This window comes from Paenalicyclobacillus macrosporangiidus, from assembly GCF_900116805.1.
Taxonomy (GTDB): Bacteria; Bacillota; Bacilli; order Alicyclobacillales; family Alicyclobacillaceae; genus Alicyclobacillus_H; species Alicyclobacillus_H macrosporangiidus.
In genome coordinates this window covers 19,203-34,706 of record NZ_FPBV01000014.1, presented here as the reverse complement: position 1 = coordinate 34,706, position 15,504 = coordinate 19,203, and the positions used below count along the sequence as shown (strand labels likewise).

Sequence of the window (15,504 nt, the reverse complement as noted above, 5' to 3'; positions counted from 1 at the left end):
CGGGAGTGGAGGAACAGGGTTGCTGTACAATGTCGAGGGGATTGTGATCCGGACGGTCGCTTACGGAGAGACGCACGCGGTGGTCACGCTGCTGACGCCCGCGGGGACGCTCGGCGCCATGGCGCGAGGGGCCAAGAAGCCGCAGAGCCGGCTGGCCGCCGGGATCCAATTCTGCGTACAGGGAATTTATACGGTGTACCAAGGCCGGGGCATGGGCAACCTGCAGCAGGTGGAGATCACCCGCTCCCGGCGCGGCTTGCGGGAACATCTGGACAAGGCGGCGTATGCCGCCTATTTTTGTGAATTGGCGGCGTCGGCCTCGGAGACGTATCCGCATGGGAGTGCGTCCCTGTTCAACCAGTTCACGGCTTTGCTCGACCGGTTGGAGGAAGGGCGGGACGATCCGGAGGTGCTCGCCCGCATGTGGGAGACCAAGATCCTGTACTTGCTCGGGGCTGCGCCTGACTGGCTGCGCTGCGCCGCATGCGGGTCCCCCCTCGGGGCAGGCACACATGGGAGTGGGGCGACGAACGCTGCGACATCCGGGACAGGCACGGACGGGGGGCGGGATGGGAGCGGTGCGGCGCCCAGCCCGGCGGCTCCCGGATACAGCCCGGTCCACGGCGGACTCATCTGCCCGCGCTGCCGGGAGATGCCAGCCGCGCCAGGGCCCGACGGAAAGCCCCTTGTGTCACCGGGCCCTGGTATCCTGCCGGTTCCCGCCGCGCTGCCGCGCATCCTGCACCTGTTCACCCACGTGCCCTGGAACCGGCTGGGGTCCGTCCAGTTGAACCGCTCGACGCTACGCGCACTGGACCAGGTCCTCCGGCTGCAATTGCGGGAGTTTGCCGGCGTTTCTCCGAGGTCTCGTGAATTTCTCGACGGCCTCTCGAGCCTGGAGGAGGAGGGGGAACGGCTGGCGCGCCGCGAGCGCGATGAAAACTCGCCTTAGATGGTATATACTCAAATGACAAATACGGGTGACGCGCGGGGCGCGTCGCGGGCGGTGAGCCATATCGAACTGACCAAGCGCCAAGAGGCGATTCTCGATATTGTCAAGCGGTTGGGTCCCATCACGGGGGAGCAGATCGCCGAACGGCTGAATCTCACCCGGGCTACGTTGCGGCCCGACTTGTCCATCTTGACCATGGCGGGCTTTCTGGAAGCGCGCCCCAGGGTCGGCTATTTCTACAGCGGCAAGAAGAATGCCGACCTGTTCGGCGAGACGTTGAGAAAACTCAAGGTGAAGGATTACAAATCCGTCCCGATTGTGATCACGGAGAAGAACTCGGTCTACGACGCCATCGTCACCATGTTCATGGAGGATGTCGGCAGCCTGATTGTCGTGCGCGACCAAATGCTGCAGGGCATCGTCTCCCGCAAAGATTTGCTCAAAGTTGCGATTGGGGGCGGGGACATCCACCAGATCCCGGTCAATTTGGCGATGACCCGCGTACCTCACGTGGTGACCGTGGAGCCGGACGAGGCGCTGTACGAGGCGGCGGTGAAGATGGTCCACCACGAGGTGGACTCCCTGCCCGTGGTGCGGCCCGATGCGGAGGGCGGCGGCATGGAAGTCGTCGGACGGGTCTCCAAGACGACCATCGCACGCGCGTTTGTCGAGCTGGGACAGTACCGAGAGGTCTGAGCGAACAAGGAGGCTGCGGGATGGGGAACGTGACGCCGGTGGTATACGTGGTGTCGGACTCCGTCGGGGAAACGGGAGAATTCGTGGTGCGCGCCGCGGCCAGCCAGTTTGACGGCGGCGGCATGGACCTGCGGCGCGTGTCGCACGTGCAGGATACACAGGTCATCGATGAGACGGTGGCCAGCGCTCGCGAGGAGAACGCCATCATCGCGTTCACCATCGTGTTGCCGCACTTGCGGGAACACCTGATGCAGCGCGCAGCGGAACTGGGCGTGCGCACGGTGGACATCATGGGCCCGATGCTCGATGCGTTTGAGCAGGTCGTGGGACGGCCGCCGCATCGCAAGCCGGGATTGGTCCACCAGTTGGACGACGAATACTTCCGCCGCGTGGAGGCCATCGAGTTTGCGGTAAAGTACGATGACGGCCGCGATCCGCGGGGACTCGAGCGCGCGGACATCGTCCTCATCGGGGTGTCCCGGACGTCGAAGACGCCGTTGAGCATGTATCTGGCCCACCGCCGTCTGCGCGTCGCCAATGTGCCGCTGGTTCCGGAGGTGGCGCCGCCGGAGGAGTTGTTCGCGCTGCCGCCGGACCGGGTGATTGGCCTGACGATTCGGCCGGACAAGCTCAACCTCATCCGGGTCGAACGGCTCAAGTCCCTGGGCCTCACCCCGCAGGCGAGCTACGCGAGCCCGGAGCGCATCCGGCAGGAGTTGGATTACGCCGACGGGGTGATCCGGCGCATCGGGTGCCCCGTGATCGATGTTTCGGACAAGGCGGTGGAGGAGACCGCCGCCATCGTCCTCGAGTACGTGCATCGAAACACGAAGAAACCGCTCCAGCCCTGACCGGGCCGCATCACCGGGTGCCCCCCGGCGGCCTCCGGAGCCTCCGGCCGCTTCGGCCGGAGGCTCACATATCCTATGGGCGAAAGCCATACACTTCAACCGAGGGGAAAGAGAAGGATAATTTGGAGGGGGTCCGTCGATACTAATGGTTGATTCTGGCGGCCCCGAATTTCGTGCGGCCGCGCTCAGTCATGTCGATCCACGGCGAACAGGATCACAAAATCGTGGCACGAAGGGAGGAAAATTGCTCACGTTGTAGAATACCCTTTACATCATGAAACACCATATCCGGGAACCGTCGTCCCGAGTCCGGACCGGGCCGCATCCTGTGCGGCGGGGGGAGAAGGGGATGGGATGATGAGGAAGATTCCGGACGCGTTTGTGGAGGAACTCCGCCGCCGGTTGGACATCGTGGAAATTGTGTCGGAATATGTCCAACTGAGACGCACAGGACGTTCATGGGTCGGATTATGTCCATTCCACAACGAACGGACACCCTCTTTTTCCGTTTCCCCGGACAGGCAGATGTACCACTGCTTCGGGTGCGGGGCCGGTGGCACCGTGATCCGTTTTGTTATGGACATCGACGGTCTGACCTTTCCCGAGGCGGTCGTCAAACTGGCCGAGCGCGCCGGACTGGATCCGCCGTTTTCACTTGACGAGACACCCGGTGCGACTCCGCACAGCCGTCTCGACGGTATGAAGGAGGCGCACGAACTCGCCGCGAAGCTGTATAGCTACATTCTAATGAATACGGGTGCGGGTGTGCAAGCCCTAACGTATTTGGAAACGAGAGGGTTTCCGCGCCAGAGTTTGGTCGAGTTCGGTCTGGGATACGCGCCGAAAGGGTCGGATACCTTGGTCCGCTTTCTGCGGAGGCGCGGCTTTGCGGAGTCGCTGCTGGTGGAAGCCGGTTTGGCGGTCGATGTCGGTGGACGCGTGATGGACCGGTTCCGCGACCGGGTGATGGTGCCCATCCGCAATCTCCAGGGCCAGGTGATTGGCTTCGGCGGGCGGGCGTTGGCCCCGGACGCCAAGCCGAAGTATCTCAACTCGCCGGAATCGCCGTTGTTCCGGAAGAGCGAGGTGCTGTTTCACCTGGATGCCGCCCGGCGGCAGATACGGAAGTTGGGCACAGCCGTCCTGATGGAAGGCTACATGGATGTCATCGCGGCGTCGCGGGCAGGCGTGACCAACGCCGTGGCGAGCATGGGGACGTCGTTGACCGAACAGCACGCCCAACTGTTGAAGCGGTACGCGGAACGCGTGATCCTCGCGTACGACGGGGATGAGGCGGGCATCCAGGCGGCCAAACGGGCTCTGGATGTGTTGGAACAGGCCGGTTTGTCCGTTCAGGTGGCATTGTTTCCAGAGGGTGAGGACCCGGACGACTTCATCCGCGCTCGAGGCGAACGGGCGTTTCAGCGGTATCTGCAGTCGAACGCGTGGACCGAAGTTCAGTTCCTGCTGCAAGACCTGCGCAGAAACGCCAACTTGGAGAGCATGAGCGGCAAGATGGCGTTTCTGCGCGGTGCGCTGGAGGTGCTCGCGCAACGGGCCACCCCGATTGAACAGGATGCGGAGATCCGCGAACTGGCGCGGGAATTTGAGGTGTCCGTGGACGCCTTGAAGGAAGAGTTGAGCCAGCTCGCGAAGACCCTGCCTGGACGGCACCGGCCGCGCAGGCGGTTTGAACGGACCGCCGAAGCGGCTCCGTTGCCCAAGGGGCACGTCCTGGCGGGGAACCGGTTGTTGCAAGCGATGCTGTTGGAACACCGGTGGTGTGAAATGTTGATGCAGGAAGGGCTGGATGAACTGCCCCTTCCGGAACAGACCGCCCTGCTCGCCCACATCTATCAGTTTCGGTCGGAGCACCCGGATGCGGACACCGGATTCCTCCTGGATCAACTGGATGAACCGGCGCTCGTCCGCTTGGCGTCGTCGCTGTTAATGGAGGAGCCGCCGCAGTTGGATGCGCGCGTCCTCCAGGATTATCTGCGCACGGTCCGATTGTACCAGCTCGAAACGGCGTATCAACGGGTGTTGCAACAATCGGTTCAGGCGCAGGTCGATGGACGGATGGACGACGCCGCCGCGCTGCGGGGGGAAATGGAAGCGTTGCAGAGGCAGATTCAGCAGTTGAAGTGGCCACAGTGGACAGGGAAATTGGGCACAGGGTTAAAGGAGGCGGGGCAAGAATGAGCAAAGAAACAAAAGAAGAATCCCGCGAGCAACGAGGACACACCCTTCAAGAAGTCAAGGCGGCGCTGTTGGCCTTGGGGAAGAAGCGGGGATCTCTGACGTACACCGAGGTGGCCAATCGTCTGGCGCCGTTCGATGTGGAGCCGGACCAGTTGGATGATTTCTTCGACCAACTGGCCGAGGCCGGCATCGATGTGGTCAACGAGCACGACGAACTGGACCTGGACGATGCGGATGATGCGGATCACGCCGCGATGGAAGGGGACGAAGATCCCGAGCGGATTGACCTGGACGATCTTTCGATGCCTCCGGGGGTGAAGATCAGCGACCCGGTGCGGATGTACCTCAAGGAGATCGGCCGGGTGCCGCTGCTCTCCGCGCAAGAGGAGATTGAGTTGGCGAAGCGCATCGAGCAGGGAGACGAGGAAGCCAAGCGGCGCTTGGCGGAAGCGAACCTGCGCCTGGTGGTCAGTATCGCCAAGCGGTATGTCGGCCGCGGCATGCTGTTTCTCGATCTTATCCAGGAGGGAAATTTGGGTCTCATCAAGGCGGTCGAGAAGTTCGATTACCGCAAGGGATACAAGTTCAGCACGTACGCCACTTGGTGGATTCGGCAGGCCATCACGCGCGCCATCGCCGATCAGGCGCGGACCATCCGCATTCCCGTGCACATGGTCGAGACCATCAACAAGTTGATTCGCGTCTCGCGCCAACTGCTGCAGGAGCTAGGGCGGGAGCCGACCGCGGAGGAGATTGCGGCGGAGATGGACATGAGTCCCGAGAAGGTGCGCGAAATCCAGAAGATCGCGCAGGAGCCGGTGTCCCTGGAGACCCCCATCGGCGAGGAGGACGATTCGCACCTGGGGGATTTCATCCCGGACGACGACGCGTTGGCACCGGCCGATGCGGCGGCGTACGAGTTGTTGAAGGAACAGCTGGAGGATGTCCTCGACACCCTCACCGAGCGGGAGGAGAATGTGCTCCGCCTGCGGTTTGGTTTGGACGACGGGCGCACCCGCACGCTGGAAGAGGTGGGGAAGGTGTTCGGGGTGACGCGCGAACGCATCCGCCAGATTGAAGCCAAGGCGTTGCGGAAGTTGCGCCATCCGAGCCGCAGCAAACGTTTGAAGGATTTCCTCGAATGAGGAATTCGCTATCTGCACCGACGGGGGAGATGGCCGGGCAGCCGGCCGGCAGCATCCCGCACGCACGGGCCGCCGCGTTCAACCGGGAATGCGGCGTTTTTTGTGTGCCTTGTGCAAGCGCTTTCCCAGTATAATGAGAGGGAGACGGGGGGAGTGCACGGATGGATTTTGATTGGACGCTGGAGCAGAGGATGATCCGGGACACGGTGCGGGAGTTTGCCGAAGCGGAAATCCTGCCGCATGCGGCGGAGTGGGATCGAACGTCGCAATTCCCCAAAGAGGTGTTTGACAAGATGGGCCGGTTGGGCCTGTTGGGGCTGCCGATCCCGGAGCGGTACGGCGGTGCTGGCGCAGACATGGTGAGCTACTGTCTCGCGGTGGAGGAGATCGGACGGGCGTGCGGCGGGACGGGCTTGAGCTACGAGGCACACGTGTCGCTGGCCTGCATGCCCATCTATCTGTACGGGACGGAGGCGCAGAAGCAGCAGTACCTGGTGCCGCTGGCCTCCGGGAAGAAACTCGGCTCCTTCGCGTTGACGGAGCCGCAGGCGGGGTCGGACGCCGGCGGGACGCGGACGACCGCGCGCCTCGAGGGAGACGAATGGGTGATTCGCGGCAGCAAGTGTTTCATCACCAACGGGGGATACGCGCAGACGGTGGTGTTGACGGCGGTCACCGATCCGGAGCGCCGCGGCATCAGCGCGTTCATCGTCCCCACGGATGCGCCGGGATTCCGCGTCGGAAAGGCGTACGAAAAGATGGGGATGCGGGCGTCCAACACGGTCGAGCTGATCCTGGACGACGTGCGGATCCCGCGGGACAACCTCCTTGGCCCTCTCCATGCCGGATTCAAGCAGTTCTTGTCCACCCTCGACGGCGGACGGGTCGCCATCGCCGCACTGGCCGTCGGCATCGCGCGCAGCGCGTTTGAGACGGCGTTGGCCTATGCCAAACAGCGTACCCAGTTTGGTCAGACCATTTCTAAATTCCAGGCGATTCAGCACAAACTGGCCGACATGGCGCTGCACATCGACCTCGCCCGCAACGCGGTGATGAAAGCGGCGTGGTTGCACGACCAAGGCCGCCCGTTCACCCTGGAGGCGTCGTTCGCCAAACTGTTCGCCTCCGAGATGTGCACGCAGATCTGCCTGCAGGCAATTCAAATTCTCGGCGGAAACGGCTACCTGTGCGACTATCCGGTGGAGCGGAACCTGCGTGACGCGAAGTTGATTGAGATCGGCGAGGGAACATCGGAAGTGCAGCGGCTCATCATCGCCCGCCATCTGGGGTGCTGACGACGTGCAAAGGGAGGCGAGGAGGGACGACACATGGTGATCGCCATCTGTGGCTATACGGGGCAGGGCGTCGAGACGGCCGGCGCCATCCTGTCCGAGGTCCTACGGGCCAACGGCCGCAGGTTCCGGACGTGGCGCGACTTTTCCACCATCATTCGCGGCGGACTGACGAGTTTCGAGGCGTACGTGGACGAGGACACGGGCGGCGAGGCCCCAGCCCGTCTGCATGCGGTCGATGTGGCGGTGGTGTGGGATCGCCAAGCGGCGGAGCGGTACCGCGACCGGGTGCGGCACGTCACCGGTTTGTACGGCGCGGCGACGGTCGACGGGGTCCCGAATGCCAATCGGGATGTCCTGGATCCCGTCGGTTTCAACCTGTGGGCGCTCGGCGTCGTGGCCTGCAAGCTAGGGCTCTCGCCGGAGGACGTGCAGGCGGCCGCCATGGCGCACTTTCATCAGCGCGTGAATCTTGAACCGCTGCATCGGGGATATGCGAAAGCCGCAGGTTCCACAAGTTCGGGACCGGTGCAGGCGTCCGACGCGCCGGACACGGCGATCCTGTCGGGCAATGATGCGCTGTGTCTCGGGGCCATTCACGGGGGCGTCCGCATCTACTGCGGATATCCCATCACCCCCGCCTCCGAGATTTTGGAGTACATGGCGGCCTGGTTGCCGGAGGTCGGTGGCAGGGCGTACCAGGTGGAGGACGAGATTGCGGCCATCCACATGGCCATCGGAGCGAGTTACGCGGGCATGCGGACATTTGTCGCGACGAGCGGCCCGGGGATAGATCTGATGACGGAAGGGTTGGGGTACGCCGCGACCATCGAAGTCCCGCTGGTAGTGGTCGACAACCAGCGCGGCGGTCCGTCGACCGGCATGCCGACGAAGACGGAGCAAAGCGATCTGCGCCACCTGCTTTACGCCGGCCACTGGGAGTTCCCGCGGATCGTGCTGGCCCCCACGGGCGTGGTCGACTGTCTCGCCGTGATCCAGGAGGCCCTGAATTTGGCCGACCTCCATCAGTGTCCGGTGTTGGTCGCGCTCGATCTCGATCTGGCGCTGCGGCGCATCAGCGTTCCGTGGGAGACGGTGAACGACGCGCTGATGCGCGTGCCGGCGTTGCGCGGGCGCACGGTGCTCCCTCCTGCGTCCGTCCACGGGTACAGGCGTTTTGCCGCGGAGGACGGCGGACTGCCATGGCGGACGGTGCCGGGGGTGCGAGGCGGGGGGTATGTCGCCAGCGGCGATGAGCACGACGAGCGCGGCTGGATGGAGCCCGATTTTCAGTCCGTTCGGCCGACGCTGCACCGCCGCCGGCTGGAAAAGGTGCATTGCGTTCGGTACGACCGCCCGCTCACCCCGGTCGGCTCACCGGAAGCGCCTGTGTGTCTGGTGGGGACCGGGGCGATGGGGGAATTGATTCATGCGGCGGTGGCGGCGCACCCCGACCTGTACCGCGGTGTCCTGTTGCGTCAACTGTGGCCGGTGCCTGCGGACGGGCTGCTGGCTGCCGTGGCCGGCGCGCGAGAGGTCGTGGTGTGCGAATACAACGCCACGGGGCAGTTGGCGCACCTGTTGGCCACCACGGTACCCGATGGCGGATGCCGGACGGTTCGGCGCTACGACGGCGAGCATTACACGGTCGAGGCGTTCTTGGCCGCCTTGGAGGCGGCGGGTGAGACCCTGCACGGGAGGGTTCGAGGATGACGCTGGATCTGAAGGCGTATGAGAACGGCAACCGGCCCACCTGGTGTCCGGGCTGCGGAGATTACGCGGTGTTGAAGGTCATTCAGCGGGCATTGTTGGAACTGGGGATTGCTCCCGAAGACGTGGTGTTGGTGTCGGGCATCGGTTGCAGCGGAAAGATCAGCCACTATTTCGGCGGATACGGCGTCCACACCACCCACGGCCGGGTGCTTCCGGTCGCTCAGGGCATCGCGGCGGCCCGGCCGGACATCGCGGTCATCGCGGCCGGGGGAGACGGGGACGGCTACGGCATCGGCGTCGGTCATCTCGTGCACGCGGTGCGGCGGAACCTGCCGCTCACCTACGTCGTCATGGACAACGGGGTGTACGGCAACACCAAGGGGCAGACGTCCCCCACGAGCCCCACCGGCTACCGGTCATCCACCAGTCCGCACGGCAACGCGGACGAGCCCGTCCATCCGCTCCGGCTCGCCTGGTCGGCGGGCGCCACCTTCATCGGGCAGGGGTTCTCGGGCGACATCCGGCACCTGGTGGAACTTCTCAAACAGGCCGTCTCCCATCCGGGTTTCGCCTTGGTCAACGTGTTCAGCCCGTGTGTGGTCTTCAACAAGACGCACGATTACGCCTTCTACCGGCGCTCGGTGTTCTATCAGGAGACGCCCGCCCGTTCCAGCGCCGAGTTGATTCAGCTTCTGGAGACACACCCGTTCCCGCTCGGTGTCCTGTGGCGAACCGACCGGCCCGCGGCCGCACGCCTGGAGACGGGCCCCGCCGATGCCGTGCCGTCGGACTGCATGCGCCGGTGGCTGCGCGGGACCCTGGGCTGATCCCGGTCAGGCGGTTCTACCGTTCTGAGCATGCCCGTACAATAGAGCGAACACCGGGCCGTCATGGCGATGGAGGGCGGAGGGGGTGTCGTGATGGGGTTGCGCGCGGCCGCCGGCGCCGTGGCTGTGCTGGCACTCGGTGCGCTCGTCATCTTCGGATTGGCCCACCGCGCCCGACAGGTGGGCCGTGCCTACCGGCCGAGACCTTCGGACGCGGCCATCATCCTCGGGGCGTATACGGACGGATACCGCCCGGGAACCGCGCTCACCGCCCGCCTCAAGGTGGGGCTCCATCTGTACCGCAGGGGGTACGTCCGCTTTCTCATCGTCAGCGGCGGGAGAGGGCCGGACGAATCGGTCAGTGAGTCCCGATCCATGAAACGCTTTCTGATTTTGAACGGGGTGCCGCCCGATGTTATCCTAGAAGACAGGCATTCGGCGGATACATGGGAAAATTTGGCCAACAGCCGACGGGTGATGGAGGCCCGCGGCTTGCGGACCGCGGTGATTGTGACGAGTGATTATCATCTGCCGCGCGCGATGGCGGTCGCCCATCGGCTGGGCATGGAGGCGTGCGGGTGCGCCGCCCGTTCCGGACCGAGTGAATTCCGGTATGCGGTGCGGGAGGTGGCGGCCCGCGTGAAGTATGCCGTATCGGGTCAGGCCGGGCTCCGCCTGCAGTGATCCGCCGGGGGGGGGGGAACAGGAGGTTGCAGGGAATGCCAGTGTCGCCGAAGGGGCTGTCGGCCAGACTGTCCCACGTGGCCCGGTTCGTCCCGGCGGGTTCCCGCCCCGTGGACGTGGGCACCGATCACGCGCTGTTGCCCATCTCCCTCGTGAGATCGGGCCAGGTGCCCTGTGCCATCGCATGCGATGTCGCGTCAGGTCCCGTCCGCGCGGCGAAGGAGAATGTGGCCCGGTTTGGACTGAATCACGCCATCTCCGTACGGCAAGGGGACGGGCTGGCGCCCGTCGAGCCCGGGGAGGCCGACGTGGCGGTGATCTCCGGCCTCGGTGGATGGACGGTGGTGGGGATTCTGCACCGGGCACCGGATGTCCTCGCGGCGATGCAGCGGGTGGTCATCCAACCGATGAACGCCAGCGGCGAGGTCCGCCGGTTCATGCGCCGGCTGGGCTTCGGCATCTGGGATGAGGTGCTCCTGGAGGAGGACGGGCGGTTTTACCAGGTGATTGCCTTCGATCGCGCGGTGTGTCCGGACGCCGGATATCTTGGGTGGGGGCCGGAGGAGGACTGGTTGTGCCACGAGTACGGGCCGTATCTCCTCCGCAGGCGCTCACCCGCCACCGTGCGCTGTGTGCAGGAGGACCGTGGCCGGTTGATGCGCGTCCGGGAGCGGGTGGCGAACGGCACCTCCGACGAGGCGAAGGCCCGGAGCGCCGCCGTGGAGGAACAGATTCGCGCCATGGACCGTTGGTTGGCAGAGGAGGGGGATGACGAGGATGCGCCCAGTGTGTACGGTGCGCGACGTGATCGACATCATGAACCGGATTGCGCCACCTGAGCTCGCCATGGAACGGGATGTGGTGGGGCTGCAGCTCGGCCGATTGGACAAGCCGGTGCAATCGGTGTGGTTGGCGCTCGACCCGTATCCGGCGGTGATTGACGCGGCGGTGGCCGCGGGCGCAGACCTGTTGATCACCCACCACGCGATGCTCTTCCGGCCGGTCCAACGCATCGATACCGGGACGGCCAGAGGCCGGACCATCGCGGCCGCTCTGGCGCACGATCTCGCGGTCTTCAACGCCCATACCAACCTGGATATCGCGGAGGGCGGCGTCAACGACGTGCTGGCGGAGCGCCTCGGCTTGTCGGAGTGTGAAGTGCTGGAGCGGACGCGGACGGAGGGGTTGCGCAAGCTGGTGGTCTTCGTGCCGGTTTCTCACCACGAGGCGGTGTTGCAGGCGGTCTGCGCGGCCGGCGCGGGGCACATCGGTGCGTACAGCCACTGCACGTTTAACACGGAAGGGACGGGAACGTTCCTGCCCCTGGAGGGCGCTCAACCCTTTCTCGGCGAGGTGGGCCGCCTGGAACGGGCGGCTGAGGTACGCCTGGAGACGGTGGTGCCTGAGTCGAAGCTCGAACCGGTCGTCCGGGCGATGCTGGAAGCGCATCCTTACGAAGAGGTGGCGTACGACATCTACCCGTTGCAATTGATGGGGAAGGTTTCAGGGATTGGCCGGGTGGGGCGACTGTTCCGGCCCATGCCGCTGGGGGATTTCGCCGATCACGTTCGGGAACGGCTCGGGCTGGCGCACATCCGGTTTTCGGGAGACCCCAAGCTTACGGTCGAGCGCGTGGCGGTTCTAGGAGGTTCGGGGGGCCGTTTTGCGGCCAGCGCGATCGCGAAGGGAGCGCAGGTGTTGGTGACCTCCGACTGTGATCATCACACGGTCGCGGAAGCCTGGCAGGACGGGCTGGCCATCGTGGATGCGACACACGCCGCATTGGAGCGGCCGGTGTTGGACAAGATCCGGGAGAGGCTTGCACGCGAGCTGCCGGATGGCGTGACCATCGAGATCGCAGACGTGCCGGAGGACCCGTTTCAGTGGATCTGACGTGGACGCCGGATCGGATGTTGACGCCATGACGGTACGGGCGTATAATATCCTGTGCTTCAACGGGGAGTAAGCCGGACAACCGCTGGTGCAGTGCCGAAAGGCCGCACGAGAGGAAAGTCCGAGCTCCACAGGGCAGGGTGCCGGATAACGTCCGGCGGGAGCAATCCTAGGGAAAGTGCCACAGAAATGCAGACCGCCGATGGAGGCTTCGGCCTCACAGGCAAGGGTGCAACGGTGCGGTAAGAGCGCACCAGCAACCTGGAGACAGGTTGGCTAGGTAAACCCCACCCGGAGCAAGACCGGATAGGAGCGCACATGTGGTGGCCCGCCACGCGCTCGGGTAGGTCGCTCGAGCCGGCTGGCAACAGTCGGCCTAGATAGATGGTTGTCACTCCGTTCGTGCGAGGCATCCGCTGCCAACCCGCATGGCCGGTATGATGCCGCCTGCAGCACGGGAGTACAGAACTCGGCTTACAGGCTTGCTTCCCGGACCAGAGAACCCGCAAGGCGTTTCGCCTTGCGGGTTTTGGCGCATGAGCAGGGTTTGCCCGCATACCCGTACGGGGGCGGGACCTGAGCGTGCGCATCACGGCACGGCCGGGGTTGAGGGGCGGTGGAGAGCCGTCAGTGGCTGAGGACTTCGTGTAGGTCGACATGGGGTTGCCCGACCGGCGGTGTGACGAGGTATGCCGGGTGTCCTGCCGGAATCACGTGGCGCTGCCGGTTGCCGTCGTTGAAACCTCCTCGGTAGCCGTACTTGGTCACCCAATAGTACAGACTCTCCAATTGGTCCCCGATGAGCGTGTTTTCGTCCATCAGGACCGGCCTCCAGTGCACGTTCGTGCGATGCGCGATATCCAGGTGCAGACCGGGAATCACCGTCAGGCCCCTCTCCAGCGCCACTATCTGCGCCAGCGAGGGGTTCATCAGCGCGGCCCAGCCGATGTCCCGGAAGGACGGGACGTGGATGCCGTACGGCGGGAGGTTGATGGCGGAAGTCGTCAATTCGGGCTCATTGGCGACGATGTTCAGGTAGTAATTGCCGATGAGCACGGGGGACATGCCTTCGAGCCTGCCCACATACATGGACTGATCATTGACCACGACGTGCGCCTTTCCGGCGCGAATCGGCGCCGCAAAGGGGTGGATCTCGTAGTGGTCCAGCGGCTGCAGCGTGTCGTGAAACACCGCGATGGGCGTCTGCACCTGTTCGGCACCGATGGCAAACGCCACATTGTGCCCGACGAAGTGCGGGATATGAATGTAAGGGATGTCGAGGCGCTCGAGCAATTGGGTGACCTTGGCCTCGGCGCTGTGTACGACCGGGATCAAGCGGTACCGGTCTTTCATCTGCTCCAGAAAGCGGCGCAGCGGCACCGTGCCGTGGGAGATGGACAGGACCAGCGTGACGTCCGGCTCCGTCACGGGCTTCGCACTGGGCACCCACGATGCCGTGTAAAGGTGACGGTTGTCATAGGCGGACCGGTCCTGCAACCCGGGGCCGAATCCGAACCTCGGCCCTTTCCGGGTGAACAGGTGCGCGAACGCCTCCGTGGCGTCACCGTGCATGCGCTGGTATGCGTAGGGCAGCTTGTCGCCCGGCAGCGTCATGTGCGCCTTGCGGGCGCGGTTTTTGTCGAGGACGTTATACTGCGTCGGCACCGTGACGGCCAGGCCTTCGTAGATGACGAGCGCCGTCGCGAGCAACGGGTTGGCCAACACCTCCTTGCCGATGCGGTCCAACGCCTTCCGACTGAAGGCATGCGGGATGGTCAGCACGTTTTCCAAACCGAGATCGCGCCGGCCCAAGCAGAGGTTGAGATAGTAGCGGGCGATGGACGGGGCGTCGGGTTTTGGATACCGCGCGCACCAGTCGATGGCATTCATGGCCATGTCGGCGCCGGACTCGATGTCCTCGATGAGCGGCAGCAGTTGCTCCGCAGGAATCACAAGGTCCGAATCCGTAAACAGGTAGATGTCCGCATCCGTAGCCAGCGCACCCACCGCCCTGGGCACGTCGTTGCCCAGCGGCGTCTCGTAGGAAAGGACCCTGGCGCCCATCGACTTGGCGATTTGCCCGCTGCCGTCCGTGGAGCCGTTCTCCACGACGATGAGATCGTCCGGCTGGAGTTTCAGCAGTTCAGCCAGGACCGAACGGATGGTTCTTGCCTCGTTCGAGACAGGCACCACGATGGCCAGCCGTTTGCTTGTATCCCTGTGAATGGACTCCATCACCTGATTCCTCCAATTATTTCGGCTTTTTCAATCGATATCGTGTCCATATCCCTCGGCCGTTCGATACCACTCAATGGTCTTCCGCAGGCCGTCCTCCAGGGTCACCGTCGGGTTGAAGTGGAGCAACTGGCGCGCGCGTGAGGCATCCGGGACGCGCCGGGAAACGTCCTCGTGTCCGCGCCCAAAGACGTGTTCGTAGGACACGTGAACCAGGGTGGACTGGGATTCCGACAGCCGAATGATGGTCCTGGCCAACGCCTTGATGCTGATTTCCTCTTCCGCGCCGACGTTGATCACGGCCCCGTCGGCCGACGGCGCGAGCGCCGCAACCGTAGCGGCGACGCAGTCGCTCACATAGGTGAAGCTCCTCGTTTGCTCTCCCGTCCCGTGGATGGGCAGCGGCTCATGGTTCAACGCGCGCCGGATGAAGGACGGGATGACATTGGCATACCGGCTCTGATTGGCGCGCGGGCCGTAAATGTTGAAGTAACGCAGGATGGTGACCGCAAGGCCTCGCTTGGCGTAGGCCAGGCTCAAGTATTCGTCCAGCGTCTTGGTGGTGGCGTAACACCAGCGGTCTGAGTGGATGGGGCCGAACACCCTCGGGCTGTCCTCGCGAAACGGGACTTGCTCCGACCGTCCGTAGACCTCCGATGTCGAGGCGAGAACCAGTTTTTTTCCGTGTTCGAAACAGGCCGTGACGACGTGATCAGTTCCCATGATGTTGCTGTGTATCAGGTCGATGGGGTTTTCAATGCAATTCTTGGTGCCGACCACGGCCGCCAGATGGAACACCGCATCGTGTTCCTTCACCAGCGAATTCACCTGTTTCGCGTCGAGGACCGTGCCGCCCACAAACGAAAAGCGGTCGTACGCCTGGAGGTCCTCGACATTCCGCCGGCTCCCGGTGGACAGATTGTCCAGGACGGTGACGGTGTGTCCTGAGCGAAGCAGGTGTTCGGCCACGTGTGAACCGATAAAGCCAGCCCCTCCAGTCACCAGCAGCTTCAT

General features: G+C 64.3%; 13 protein-coding genes and 1 other RNA gene. 12 read left to right on the top strand and 2 right to left on the bottom strand.

Annotated elements, in window-relative coordinates; all coding sequences use genetic code 11:
• The first annotated feature begins 19 nt into the window (after window positions 1-19).
• The 12 genes from recO (at window position 20) to rnpB (ending at window position 12,748) form a co-directional block, all read left to right on the top strand.
• Window positions 20-952 carry a DNA repair protein RecO gene (gene recO / locus BM357_RS12065; RefSeq protein ID WP_074953636.1) on the top strand — a complete coding sequence of 311 codons (933 nt, stop codon included), beginning with the start codon at window positions 20-22 and terminating at the stop codon, window positions 950-952.
• A gap of 15 nt (window positions 953-967) precedes the next feature.
• Window positions 968-1,648 carry a transcriptional regulator CcpN gene (gene ccpN / locus BM357_RS12060; RefSeq protein ID WP_281245596.1) on the top strand — a complete coding sequence of 227 codons (681 nt, stop codon included), beginning with the start codon at window positions 968-970 and terminating at the stop codon, window positions 1,646-1,648.
• 20 nt (window positions 1,649-1,668) lie between these two features.
• Entirely contained in the window at window positions 1,669-2,499 is an 831-nt protein-coding gene (locus BM357_RS12055) for a pyruvate, water dikinase regulatory protein (protein WP_074953633.1), read from the top strand.
• Between the two features lie 354 nt (window positions 2,500-2,853).
• Window positions 2,854-4,701, top strand: a complete 1,848-nt coding sequence (dnaG, locus tag BM357_RS12050) for a DNA primase (protein ID WP_083430467.1) — start codon at window positions 2,854-2,856, stop codon at window positions 4,699-4,701.
• Window positions 4,698-5,846: an RNA polymerase sigma factor RpoD gene (gene rpoD, locus BM357_RS12045; RefSeq protein ID WP_074953630.1), complete on the top strand. Its 1,149-nt coding sequence runs from the start codon at window positions 4,698-4,700 to the stop codon at window positions 5,844-5,846. The genes dnaG and rpoD overlap by 4 nt, the downstream gene beginning before the upstream one ends.
• Window positions 5,847-6,007: 161 nt before the next feature.
• Entirely contained in the window at window positions 6,008-7,141 is a 1,134-nt protein-coding gene (locus BM357_RS12040; protein ID WP_074953627.1) for an acyl-CoA dehydrogenase, read from the top strand.
• Window positions 7,142-7,174: 33 nt separating this feature from the next.
• Window positions 7,175-8,851 (top strand): 2-oxoacid:acceptor oxidoreductase family protein, encoded by a 1,677-nt coding sequence (locus tag BM357_RS12035; protein ID WP_074953624.1) that lies wholly within the window; start codon window positions 7,175-7,177, stop codon window positions 8,849-8,851.
• Window positions 8,848-9,678: a thiamine pyrophosphate-dependent enzyme gene (locus BM357_RS12030; RefSeq protein WP_074953621.1), complete on the top strand. Its 831-nt coding sequence runs from the start codon at window positions 8,848-8,850 to the stop codon at window positions 9,676-9,678. Before BM357_RS12035 ends, BM357_RS12030 begins: the two co-directional genes overlap by 4 nt.
• A gap of 93 nt (window positions 9,679-9,771) precedes the next feature.
• On the top strand, window positions 9,772-10,362 hold the full coding sequence (locus BM357_RS12025; RefSeq protein WP_074953618.1) for a YdcF family protein: 591 nt from the start codon (window positions 9,772-9,774) through the stop codon (window positions 10,360-10,362).
• 35 nt (window positions 10,363-10,397) lie between these two features.
• Window positions 10,398-11,201 (top strand): tRNA (adenine(22)-N(1))-methyltransferase, encoded by an 804-nt coding sequence (locus BM357_RS12020; RefSeq protein WP_074953615.1) that lies wholly within the window; start codon window positions 10,398-10,400, stop codon window positions 11,199-11,201.
• Window positions 11,140-12,255, top strand: coding sequence for a Nif3-like dinuclear metal center hexameric protein (locus BM357_RS12015; protein WP_074953612.1), 1,116 nt, complete (start codon window positions 11,140-11,142; stop codon window positions 12,253-12,255). Before BM357_RS12020 ends, BM357_RS12015 begins: the two co-directional genes overlap by 62 nt.
• A 66-nt stretch (window positions 12,256-12,321) precedes the next feature.
• An RNA gene (gene rnpB / locus BM357_RS12010) (RNase P RNA component class A) lies at window positions 12,322-12,748 on the top strand.
• A 134-nt stretch (window positions 12,749-12,882) separates the two neighbouring features.
• Here rnpB and BM357_RS12005 read toward each other — a convergent pair.
• Together BM357_RS12005 and BM357_RS12000 are read right to left on the bottom strand one after the other, a co-directional pair.
• Window positions 12,883-14,490, bottom strand: coding sequence for a glycosyltransferase (locus BM357_RS12005; protein WP_074953609.1), 1,608 nt, complete (start codon window positions 14,488-14,490; stop codon window positions 12,883-12,885).
• A gap of 30 nt (window positions 14,491-14,520) precedes the next feature.
• Window positions 14,521-15,504 carry an NAD-dependent epimerase/dehydratase family protein gene (locus BM357_RS12000; protein ID WP_074953606.1) on the bottom strand — a complete coding sequence of 328 codons (984 nt, stop codon included), beginning with the start codon at window positions 15,502-15,504 and terminating at the stop codon, window positions 14,521-14,523.